Origin of the sequence: Colwellia sp. BRX10-4 (assembly GCF_014077465.1) — a bacterium.
Lineage (GTDB): Bacteria > Pseudomonadota > Gammaproteobacteria > Enterobacterales > Alteromonadaceae > Colwellia_A.
Genome location: NZ_JACGVZ010000007.1, coordinates 12787 through 25881, shown reverse-complemented (window position 1 = coordinate 25881; position 13095 = coordinate 12787). Strand labels below are relative to the sequence as shown.

At 37.9% G+C, this 13095-nt stretch carries 5 protein-coding genes; 2 read left to right on the top strand and 3 right to left on the bottom strand.

Going from position 1 to position 13095, the window contains the following annotated elements; genetic code table 11:
* Positions 1–85 precede the first annotated feature (85 nt).
* The gene (locus H4J67_RS07765) at positions 86–3085 is read left to right on the top strand and encodes an ATP-binding protein (protein ID WP_259368525.1); all 3000 of its coding nucleotides are present in this window, start codon (positions 86–88) and stop codon (positions 3083–3085) included.
* Positions 3086–3102: 17 nt separating this feature from the next.
* On the opposite strand, the gene H4J67_RS07760 is transcribed toward H4J67_RS07765, so the two are convergent.
* From H4J67_RS07760 to H4J67_RS07750, 3 genes are all read right to left on the bottom strand, one after another.
* Positions 3103–6273: a two-component regulator propeller domain-containing protein gene (locus H4J67_RS07760; protein WP_182203390.1), complete on the bottom strand. Its 3171-nt coding sequence runs from the start codon at positions 6271–6273 to the stop codon at positions 3103–3105.
* A gap of 100 nt (positions 6274–6373) precedes the next feature.
* Positions 6374–8071 carry a S8 family peptidase gene (locus tag H4J67_RS07755; protein WP_259368524.1) on the bottom strand — a complete coding sequence of 566 codons (1698 nt, stop codon included), beginning with the start codon at positions 8069–8071 and terminating at the stop codon, positions 6374–6376.
* Positions 8072–8363: 292 nt separating this feature from the next.
* Complete coding sequence (locus H4J67_RS07750) at positions 8364–10214, bottom strand: S8 family serine peptidase (RefSeq protein WP_182175272.1); 1851 nt, start codon at positions 10212–10214, stop codon at positions 8364–8366.
* Positions 10215–10652: 438 nt separating this feature from the next.
* Between H4J67_RS07750 and H4J67_RS07745 the strand changes: the two genes are divergently transcribed.
* Positions 10653–13028: a S8 family serine peptidase gene (locus H4J67_RS07745; protein WP_182175270.1), complete on the top strand. Its 2376-nt coding sequence runs from the start codon at positions 10653–10655 to the stop codon at positions 13026–13028.
* Positions 13029–13095 lie beyond the last annotated feature (67 nt).

The window sequence follows — 13095 nt, the reverse complement described above, 5'->3', positions numbered from 1 at the left end:
GTATACTATATTTATTAAAGGAGAAAATAATAAGCCTCATGATTAGGCAACATACTAAACGTCACTTTAATATTGGATCACATCATTGCTATATTTTAATAAAAAAATACTTTTATTTATTACAATAATTTTAACCTTATTACCCTATGCAACGATCACCAACACTCTTGATATTTCCTCTGCTCTTTTGCTATCGCTTCCTACTATATTATTACAGGCTACCGCAGTATTCTTTGTTGTTCATAGCTATTTACAGACCAGATCACGTTCATTAAAATTGTTCTGGCAGTTTTTATCTCTCGCTATCATTATTGATCTTATTTCGGGTGTTATCTTTGCCGGTAACTACATAAACACCTCCCCAATCCTGCAAGATTTTTTCTCTTTGTTCAGTTACTTTTTTATCTTACTGGCCATAGAAACCAACCCGCATCTCAGCGAAACACCACTCAATAAATACATTGCGGGTCGAGTACCTGCACTATTTTTTACAGTCACTTGTTTTTGTTATTTCGTACTACTGCCAGAAGAGTTTTCAAAAGCGTTAGATCACAGGTTATTACCGTCATTATTATTTCATATAACCATTTCTGGCCTCATTTTTATTAGACTAATCAGCTGTGTTATTTTTTGTCGTGAAAAGTTTTGGCGCGCTATTTATTGGCCACTAGCCATTGCCTCATTAGCTTTGTTAGTTGATAACACTAATAATTATTTTCTTCTTGAAGAGCAAGCCCTTTATAAAGACAATTATACGAACAGCTTAATAGCGTTAATCCCATACTGTGGTCTTATTTTTGCCGCAAGTGCATCATTAAACATTCAAAGACCGACCAAACCTATTTCAAAAGATACCTTTCCCGAATTTTACATTTTATTGCTGGTGAGTATTATTTTTAGCATTCATATCGTTGGTTTAGAAGTTGGGGCACACTACATTACAAATTCTTTCTGGCAGTCTTTTGTTATTGGTATTTGGGGCGTTATTGCTTTTATTTTAGTCATTCTTATTGCTTACAATAAAAGAAAAAACACGCTTGAATTCAAGGAAAACGCTTTTACTCAGCAACAAGAACAAAAAGCGTTAATACAGACAAACCATAAATTACTCAGCTCAATTCTTAATAGTGAAGACAAAGCCATTGTCCGTGCATCTAATAATGCTATTTTGACGACATCAACGGGCGGCGAAATATTATCGTCAAACCCTGCCGCGGTTCAATTGTTCCAAAGTTTAGAACATGAATTGAAAGGCACGAATGTCAGCGCACTTTTTTCTGCAGAAGACACTATGCACTACTTTTTTGGCTTCAAAAGTAATGTATACGCCTTACAACGTAAAGATATCGGTATTTCAGTAGAGTGTTCCGCTCGACGTGCCGATGGTACTGAATTCCCTGTTCAGGTTGAATTGCAGTGGGCAGATCGCGAAGAACAACCCCTTATTGTTATTACCTTTATTAATTTAACTTCACGAAAGTTAGCTGAAAAGCAGATGTTAGATTTAAAAGATAAGTTTATTGCGAACATTTCCCATGAGTTTAGGACACCATTAACAATTATTAATGGCATTTTAGACCAATACCTACTCAAAGCTCACAGTAAAGAAGAGGGGCTGGAACTTATTACCGCTAAGCGTAATGGTTTGCGCTTAGTTCGTATGGTTGAACAACTATTAGAACTCTCACGCCTTACTGACAACCCTAAGCTTTCATTGTCTACTTATCGATTAAGTCAGTTAATGGCTATGCCAATTGATTCATTTTCACGCTTAGCTAAACAAAATGATTTAAGTTTTGATACTGATATATCTGATGATCTTTGGCTAGAATGTGACGCTCAGGGTTTTGAAAAAATCATCTTCAACTTACTTGCTAATGCGATTAAATATACCCCTGCTGGCGGTAGCATCAAGATCAGTGCTTATGTTGATCAAGATAATGTTATTTTAGAGATTACAGATACCGGCATAGGTATTAATCAAGCATCACAAAGTAAAATCTTTGAACGCTTTCAAAGAGCTGATGATGAAAAAAACCATGCTGTTTTTGGTGTAGGTATTGGTTTATCTTTAGTTAATGAATTGGTAAAAGCGCATAACTGGCGTATCAATTTAGTCAGTGAATACAATAAAGGCAGTAAGTTTTCTCTATCAATACCTTTAGCTACCGCTGTCGAAATAGAAACTCAAGTGCCAATGAGTGTATCTCAAAGCGAAGTATCATCACTGCTGTTAGAGCAAAATAATAATAAAACTAAGACACAAAATCATTTACATAATGTCGTGTTGGTTATTGAAGATAATCTCGATATGCAAAATCACATAAAACGTGTGGTTGAACAGCAGCATCATTGTTTATTAGCAATGAGTGGAGAACAAGGACTGCTCATTGCCGAGGAATATATACCAGACCTTATCGTGTGCGATATTATGTTAACGGGTATTGACGGCTTCGAAGTTCTTAAGCAATTAAAAGAAAATGAACTCACTTCTCATATTCCCGTTATTTTGCTTACCGCCCGTTCAGACCTAGATAGTCGTCTTCACGGCCTTAATTTACAAGCGGATGAGTATTTAAGTAAACCTTTTAATCAGCAGGAATTATTAATACGTATTGAAAATTTGATTGAAAATCGTAAATTGCTCCAGCAGAACTATTTACATAAATTTCGTGACCATCAAAAAGAACAACAAAAAGAAAGTAGCGTAAAAAAAGTGTCGCAGTTAACTCCAAGCGAAAGTGCTATTTTATCTGTTGATGAAAAATTTATAGAAAAACTAGAAACCATTGTTGCTAAGATGTACTTGGAAACTGATTTGGGTATTCAAGATCTAGCCAGTAATATGGCGATGAGTGAACGCCAGCTGCAACGGAAAATGAAAGTAACTCTGGGCACAACACCTAATAACTTCATTAAAGAGTTCCGTCTAGCAAAAGCACAGATATTGCTACAAAATGGTTCTAAAATTGGCAGAATAGCCTTAGATGTTGGTTTTTCTTCACAAACATATTTTGGTCGATGCTTTAAAGAGTCGTTTAACTGCACCCCAAAACAATATCAACAACAATTTATTAAAAGCTAACCAAAAAGCTACTCAGGCTAACCTTGCTTAACTTGGATGTTATGCTTAAGTGTCGCTAGATCAGCGCCTTGAATCACTGCTAAGTAGCTGAAGGGTTGTAACTTAGGTTCACATAAGCCAAGCCAAGCAATCGCTGGCTCTTCGCTTGTTAATGTTAAGCCAAGTTCAATCATCACGCTGACTTGATCCCACGATATTTCCATAGGTTGCTCTCTATTAAACGGATAAAAAGAGTAAGCAATATTCATGGAAATATTATCGTCGAATTGTTTTTCAAATTTACTTGCTAACCGCGCTGCTAATTCACCAGCATTGTTATCTTTTTCATAACCAATAACAGCAAAGGTATCATCGGACCAACGAACAACTAGGTCATCGGTATTTCTGCTAAACAGTAATAAATCAGTAATGTTAATCAACTGGCTATTACTGATATTGGTCAACTCATTGACCTGAACCATTAAGACGTAAAGACGGGGTAAAGTGCTCCGCTGTACTGGTAGAATATTCTGATGAATTTGATTCATCAGCTGGCTAGTTTGCTCAATATAAATATCAAGATAGCGGCGACTTCGTACACCAGTTACTTTATCTACCGTTGCCGACTTTTCAAGTAGAATATTAGCATGTTCAAGTTCGCTATTTTGCGATTGTAACTTTTGCGTTTTATCTTTGACCTGCTCTTTAAGGTAAGATTTTTGTTGTTGTTCAACAAATAGTTTTCGATTCAAAAAGCGTGAGTAGACTAATAACGTTAAAGCAACCGCCATGGCATACAATAAGTAAGCCCACCAAGTATTCCAAGGTGCTGGTTTAACTAAAATATCAAGTGATATCCCAGGTTTACTCCATACATTGTCGTTATTTCCAGCAATAATCTGCAGTGTATAAATGCCTGCAGGTAAATTTGTATAAGTGGCTCGTCGTGATTTACCTGCAGCTATCCACTCCTCATCAAAGCCTAACAAACGATACTTATAAAGAGTTGACTCAGGATTCGCATAGTTTAAACCAACATACTCAAAGGAAATTAGCTGATCACTGTAATCAAATTCCAATTGACTTAAGTTAGATAAATTACTGCCGAGAGGCATAGGTTCATTCAGCTTTAAAATACTGGTTAATCTTACTTCTGGAACAGACAAGCTAGTATTAATTTGTTCTGGGTTAATCGTACTCATTCCTTTGCCTGAACCAAAATACAATGTATTGTTTGCCCCTGAAAAAATAGCACTGTGATTATATTCAAGGTCTATTAGGCCATGAGTCAGGTCAAAGTGCTTAAACTCAGAATTATCAGGTGAGTATCGAGAAATACCCTCACTCGTACTTAACCAGATATCTTCATGGATATCCTGAACTATTCCAAAAACAGTAAGGCTTTTCATCCCATCTTTTGAGTCTAAATGTTTAAATGAGAAGTTCTCATTTTTCATATCTTCGTAACTCAAAATGTCGAGGCCTGTTCCCTGAGTTCCGACCCAAAGATTTTTATATTTGTCTAATAACATAAACAGAATAATATCGTTTGAAAGACTTTTTGATACATTTTTGTCGTGCATAATATGAATGAAGGTTTCAGATTTAGGATCGAAACGATTTAAGCCACCACCATAGGTAGCAATCCATAAATACCCATTATGATCCTCTAAAAGATGCAAAATATGGTTACTACTAATACTTTGCTTAGATGCACTATCATTTTGTGTGAACCGAGTAAAACTACCATCTGTATTTAACTTATTCAGCCCTTGCTGAAAAGTAGATACCCATATATTACCCTGCTGATCTTTAATAATATCGGTAATACTATTAGCGGAGATTGAGTGAGGATTGTTCACTTCATATTGATATTTAATAATATTTTTTGACTTTAAATCGATTTTGAATAAACCAGATCCACGCGTGCCAACCCAAAGAGTATCACTATCAGGCTCAGCTAATAAGGTCATAATCCTCAGCTCAGAAAAGTATTGATTTAAATCTAGCCTAGAGATTTCAATATCATTGGCGGGAAATTGGTAAATTCCCCCACTGTATGTACTAAAAAAGACCATCCCGTTTTTAAACTGCGCAAAACTAGTTACATTGCTATTAATTATATTCTCGTTAGTCTGCGCACTATGTTGACTGAATGTCGCCATACGTGGATCCCAGCTATTGACCCCTGTTAGAGTACCTATCCAAATCATATTATTTTTGTCTTCAAACACAGATAATATAAAGTTACTGCTTAAGCTTCGCTGATTATTTCCTTCATGTGTATACCGATTGAAATTATTTGCTAGTTCGTTGTAAATCAATAAACCTTTATCGGTTGCGATCCATAACTGATTATGGGAATCCTGATAAATCGTTTTGATTGTATTACTAGCGATAGTCGAAACGTCATTTTCATCATAGACATAATGAGTATAATGCCCATTTTTCGTATCATATTTTATTAAGCCATTCTCAGCGGTTCCAATCCAAACATTCCCTAATGCATCTTGGTGTAGGGAATTAACAAACTTACTAATATAAATACTTGATTCTTTATCGCCTATCTTTAATGTTTGTATAAAATAACCTTGTAAATCAAATATGGATATACCACCACCATTAGTCGCTACCCAAACTTTATTATCTTTGGTTTCAATGATTTCGTGTACTGTATTGTGAGTTAAGCTATTCGGATTACCAAGCTCTTGGAGTATGTGCTTTACTTCCCATTTCCCTTGGGATTTCGACAAAATATTAATGCCACTTTCAGTGCCTATCCATAGCTTTCCTTCAGAATCTTCAAATAAGGTATTAATGACATCATTGCTTAATGCAAGATCTTTGGTTTCAGTCGTAATATGAAAAAAATCTTCAGACTGTTCGCGATATAAATTTAGTCCACCGCCGGTGGTTCCAACCCAAAACTGTTGTTTTGAATCGATAAAAATTCGACTTATAGCGTCTGAGCTCAACGAATTAGCCCTGTCATCATCATGATGAAAACTTAAAAATTGATAACCATCAAACCGATGCAATCCTTCATGTGACCCAAACCACATAAAACCATTATCATCTTGCGCAATAGTTCTGACAAACTGGTAGGACATAGGATTGTCGACACCAAAATTTTTAAATAATTTGACTTCTTTGGCAAAAATAGAGGGGCTAACGAAGAAAATGAAAAAGAAGATTAAGTAGTTTTTCATAAAGTTATTCACTTTAGGGGAGTTAGGCATTGCACTATTAAGTTAATAATAGAACAAAAGAACAAGCCACTGAATGATTACAGTGGCTGCTGTTAGAGAGCTATTGTTGTTCGACCCACAGATTTACATCAATTGTGGTATGGTCAGTCCCATCCCAGTTTACTTTCCAAAGCACTGCATCTGACTCAAGGTTGACTTTCCAAAGCACAGCATCTGTTTCGAAATCTACTTTCCAAAGTACTGCATCAGTTGATGCTGTATTTTTCCAAAATTGATTATCTGAGCCATAATTTACTTTCCACAATACCGCACTACCGTCTACTGTACCTTCATTGAGTTTCCAAACATAATCTTCTCCCAATCCTTCGATATAAAAATTACCATCTGAGTCGATGTTGGCAGGTCCTGAAAAGTGTTCATTACCTGCAATGTCTTGTGCAATATCTAATGCTTGATTCGCACATGCTGAAGCCTTACTCGCTAATGCATCAGCCACATTCACCACACCTGAACCTTGTTGAAATACGCTATAAGCAAGTTCACCGTTATTATCGAATGCCGTATGGGCACTGTCCATTAATCGACACTTAACTTCGTCAGGAGTTAACGTTGGATCTTGTGTCAACATCAAAGCCACTACACCAGAAACTACGCCAGCAGCTTGTGATGTGCCTGACATTTCAAAATATCGTCCGCCGTCATGAAATTCTGGATGTTCCTGAACTATTTGCGTATCAAAAGCCATTAAACCTGATAAATGACCGCCTGGTGCGACAATTTCTGGTTTAACAAATCCTTCGACTGTCGGGCCCGCCGAACTAAAACTAGCGACTATGTCATCACTTAAATAAGAAGGCGTATAGTTATCAGTCATCGCACCAACGGTAATTATATAAGGTACATTACCTGGAACGCCGATTGTCATAGGGCCAGAACCACTGTTACCAGCAGAAGCAACAACCACAATACCAGCTTGCCATGCTTTCATTACTGCTTGGTTAAGTGGGTCTTCCCAATAGTATGAACGAGCTGGCCCACTGAACGACATGTTCAATACTTTTAGATTGATTTGATCTTTAACCTGTAACGCCCAATCTATGCCGCGAATAACGTCTGCATAGGTCGCCTTGCCTTCGGCATCAAAGGCTTTAATTCCAACTAATGCAGCATTCGGCGCAACACCATAAACTTTACCGTAAACGTCGTAATCTGCATTGCCAGCAATACTGGCGACATGTGTGCCGTGGCCACTTTCTTCATTACTATAATTACTGACATTGTTATTAACCGCATCATAAGTTCCCCAGAACTTATCCCGACCATATAAATCAGTAGATAAACCTGAAGATGTTCCTTCTAATTGATCAAGGCCTGTATCTAAAAAACCAATAGTTACACCATCGCCAAAATTGTAGGCCGAATGAGCAGCAGAAGCTTCAATCAAGTCATTAACGACAGATTTTGGCTGCCATTTACGCTTGCCCCAGGCATTGCCACCAGACATTTCTACATGATGATTTTGCGTAACCTGAATGTCTAACTGTGCATCTAACTGAGCTAACTGTTCAACATTAAGGGAAACGGCAACAGCATTGATAATAGCTAATTGATGCGTTGGTTGAACGTTTAGCGTTGCTAATTCTGTTTGCAATAATTGATAGTTGTTTGAAGAAATAATGTACGATTGCTTTTGTGCATCTACATTTTTATTAATTGTTGTATGGATGAGCCAAACAGCTAAGCTGATAAGACCTAAAAGTGAGAGTGGTTTTATAATGCTTTTTACAGAAATATTCAAAATTTTATCCCCTTTTCCCGTTACATCTTTTAAAAACGTCAGGGTAATTTAACTTAATGTTTGTAATTTAAATTTAAACAATTGTACATTTAAACAATTTTTAATAATTAGTTACAAAATACACATTTATTGTGAACATAAACTAAACCGGACCCAACCTGTAATAACTTATGAGTATATACATATAACTATAAATCATTAAATGTTGCTAAAATAAAAATATCCAGCTCAAATAATGAACTGGATACCAACTAATTAATAAGACTACTTCCTTGTACTAAAACATATAAATCTAGAAATTAACGGTGGTTTCCGTAGAACAATTACTAGTTCCTTGATCACATACTTTATATGTAAACGAACCAGAAGTTCTAAAGCTGTCGGTATAAGCACCATCGTTTGCTGTTGTTATTCTTAAAGAACCATTACGGATAATATCGACACTTGCAGTAGCGGCACCTGACCAAGTTACGTCAACTTTGTTTTTACCTTTAGCCTTGTATCCTGATGCGTCAGCAGTAATATCGCCACCTTCTACTGGAGGAGGAGTAACACCGCCACCACCACAACCATTAGCGGTTAAGTAATCGCTAGCCGCTTTTGCTTTAACGATACCGTGACCAAAGTAGTCATCGTGACCTGCTGCGCCGTTATCTTCAGCTGTTGATTTTAGTGCATCACGAATTTCTGTACCCGTACAACCGTTATGATTAGACCAAACTAGCGCAGCAATACCAGATACTGCTGGTGTTGCCATTGAAGTACCGCTCATGAAACCGTAATCGCTAATACCAATAGTAATATCAACTGTATTAGCTGCTAATAACGCTGCTCCGTCTTCTTGAGAAGCCCCTACTGCAGGAATGCTAGTTACGTTAGTGTCTCCCAAAGTACCATATAGCATACCAGGTTCGTTATTATATAGAACAGCACCAATACCGCCTGAAAGTTCACAGTTATTCACTTTATCATGGAAAGAAATAACGCCACGCTCTATAACACAAACCATACCGTTTGCGCCTGAGTCAGTAGACTCTGCAGTTCCCATGTTGTAAGTATTACCTGAAACTACCCCTGAGTTCTCCATTGCAGATGAAGCAAAAGCAACGCCATCAGCACTCATTGAAGCGCTAGTTGCCATACCCGCAGGGTAAGTAGATAATGTATCAACACCACCAGCCGTTACTTCAACACAAATAGTGTCGTTCGTCGTTGTCGTCGTTGTGCGATTTTTACCTTTACCTGTTGTCGTTGTCGACGTACAGCTCGGAAATTGCGAGAAATCAGCTATAGCGTTATTATTATCGTTAGCACCAACCATCATTACTGAAGAGTAACCTGCTGGGAATGAACGAACATTGTTACCATCGTTGCCTGCAGCTGCTACAACTAAACCACCAGATTCTGTAAATGCTTTAAAGGCGTTTTCTTCGGTGCTGTTTGCACCACCACCACCTAAACTCATGCTGATGATGTTCGCGCCAGCCCCAGAACAAACGTTTGCTGCATAAGCTAAGTCAGAAGAATATCCCCAACCTGCTTCGTTAAATACTTTTACAATATGCATATCAACGCCAGGTGCCATACCAACAACACCAAAACCGTTATCTGCAGCACCAATGGTACCGGCTACGTGTGTCCCGTGTGGGCCACCGTTTTCATCCCAGTTACCTGTGCCTGAATCATTAGTACCTGTGATATTGTTCCAAATAAAATCTTGGTTAGAGCGATCTAAACCTGAATCGATAACACATACCTTCATACCTGCGCCAGCGTTAAAGTTAACTTGGTCAGCTTGAGATTGAACAACCGCATAAGGAGTAAGTTGAGTTGTAGCAGGGTTGCCTGCAGTATCACTATATACAGAAAGTGGTACACGGCGTTGATCTTCTTCGATCATTTGAATATGTGGGTTATTTAATAAACCTTTAACTTGGCTTAAGTCTTTACCAGCGAATGAAGCAGCGATAAAACCGTTGCCGTCAACTTTTAATTCGCCGCCTAATTTTTTAGCGAGAGCTTTAACAAGGCCTTTTTTACTTTCGTCTACTTTAATAATGTATCGATCATCGGCAGCTTGTGCTGAAAATGCTGCGGTAACGGCTAAAGCAATAATTGATGTCGTAAATTTAGAAGCTTTCATATGTTCTACTCTCTCTTATATGTAGGGACGTTGTTTATATTATTTTTATTATCAACCAACGTTATGTTTTATTGAGCAGTCCTTACTATCTTGATGATGACTTATTTATCTTTGTTAAATCAGTATCGTGCATCTTGCATAATTCGATAATATCAAGTCAGAAAATATTCCCTAGCAAAATAGCGACAGCTTTTCGAACACGCACGACAAAATAAAAACAAAATCTTTTTTTTCATATAGATAACTAAAAAATAAAAACCAACCTGTCGCTTTACTATGAAAAAAAGTCTGTGATTTGCTAGTTAAAAAATCGCAAACAAGCCATTATTTTTAGAGTGGGTTTTCACCCATTAAAGTAATACATAATAAAATACGTTGAAGGTAGCCTAGGCAAACGTTCAAATTAAACGTAAAAATAAACGATGGAGTTTATATCAGATGAGAAATAACAAACGCCTTGCACTCAGTGCAGTAGCCTTATCTATTCTAACCGTAACTAGCGCGGCAAGTTATGCAAGCCAAGCTAAAATTAATAAAGCAAATAAAAGCGGAATGGAATCTGCCCAATCAACAACATTAAGTTTTGCTGATTGGCGTGCACAACAAATGCTCGAAAAGCAGGATTTTACTGATCGTTTAATTGTTAAATATAAAAACAAGAAAAACGGAAAAACAATCCCTCCAGGGTTAGCGAAAAAAGCAGGCTTATCGTTAAAACACGAAAAGATTTTGAAAAATGGTCATCACATTATTTCTTTTGGTAAAGAAAAGAACATTAAAGATGTGAAAACCATGATCAACCGCATGAAAAAGGACTCGTCAATTGAGTTCATTGAACCTGATTACAAACGCTTTTTAATGGCGCAAAATCAACCTTGGGGTATAGCACAAACACAATCAGACCAATTAACTGATAACGACGGCGCAAATATGACCGTGTGTATTATTGATTCTGGTTATGAACAGGCAAACCCTGATTTAAATGCTAACAATGCTTCAGGTACCAATAATTCAGGTACTGGAAATTGGTATCAAAACGGGGGATCTCACGGTACTCACGTAGCAGGTACTATTGCTGGTGTTAATAACAGTGAAGGTGTTGTTGGTATTATGCCAAACATCAATGTAAATCTGCATATTGTTAAAGTATTTAATGAAGCGGGTTGGGGTTATGTTGGCGAGTTAAGTGATGCAGTTGATACTTGTGTAAATAATGGCGCAAAAGTTATTAACATGAGTTTAGGTGGTGCAGGTTCAAGTGTTACTGAGAAAAATGCATTACAAGCAGCTGCAGATTCTGGCGTATTATTAGTTGCCGCTTCAGGTAATGATGGTAATACGACATTATCTTACCCTGCTTCTTATGACGCTGTTATGGCTGTTGGCGCACTTGATAGCAACAATCAACATGCTGAGTTTTCTCAATACACTAGCCAAGTTGAAATATCTGCTCCAGGTGAAGCGGTTTTATCAACCGTTGCTGGCGATGGTCGCTTAGGTTTTATTAATTTAGGTTCAACAACTTATGCTAATGATATCGTGCCACAAACTCATTACATTGAAAGTGGTGGTAGCTTCATCGTAAGCAATGTAGATAGCAGTGCAAACGGTGTTTTAGCAAGTTGTACACTTTCAGGAAGTAGCTACAGCTGTAGTAATGTTGCTGGTAATATTTGTTTAGCAGAACGTAATGACAACCAAAAAGGCAGTAATTACCCCGAAATAAACCCAGCTAAAGCTTGTGCTGATGCAGGTGCCTCTGGTGTTATTGTTTATAGTGACAGTACTCGTCCTGGTTTACAAAATCCATTCTTAGTTGATTCTACTAACGCTGTTTCAGTGCCCAGTGTTTCGGTTAGTCGTGCTCTAGGTCAACAGTTATTAACGCAGTTAGGTAGTGCAGCGACGTTAACGGTTAACGGCTCGCAAAACTATGCTTATTATAATGGTACTTCAATGGCAACACCTCATGTTGCCGGTGTTGCCGCAATAGTTTGGAGTAACAACATTGATTGTAACGCTGATGAAGTACGAAGCGCTTTAAAATCAACGGCTATTGATCTTGATGTTGCGGGTCGCGATGACAAGACAGGCTTTGGCTTAGTACAAGCAAAAGCAGCGTCTGATGCATTAGCTGCAACTTGTGGTGGTAGCGTAACACCACCACCGCCACCAACTGGTGATGATGTATTAAGTAATGGCACGACCAAATCTGGCTTAGCTTCAAGTACTGAACTTAGCTTTACAATGGAAGTTCCAGCGGGTGCAACAGACCTAACCTTTGATATGGCTGGTGGAACTGGTGATGCTGATTTATACGTTAAATTTGGTTCAGCACCTACAAGTAGTAGCTATGACTGTCGTCCTTATGCTGGTGGTAATAGTGAAAGTTGTCCTATTAGTACGGCACAAGCGGGCACTTATTATGTGAAAGTTGTTGCCTACTCAGCTTTCTCTGGTGTTAACTTAACAGGTAGCTTTACTGAACCTGCAACAGGTGGCGGAGCAACTGGTGGCAGTGCATCTTTAACGGATATTAGTGTCGCTCGTCAAGCATGGACTTATTACACCATTGACGTACCAGCTGGCATGGCAACAGTAGACTTCACGATGAGTGGTGGTACTGGTGATGCTGATTTATATATTCGACGTGGCGCACAGCCAACATCATCAACTTATGATTGTCGCCCGTACAAAGGTGGCAATAATGAAGCCTGTTCATTTACCAGCCCTGCAGCAGACACTTGGCATATCGGTATTTACGGCTATTCGGCTGCTAGTGGCGTAAGCTTGGATGTTGTTTATAATCCTTAGAACGTCATAAATTAGCGATTATATTAATAGTAAAAACTAAGGGGGAGCATGATTAATGCTCCCCCTT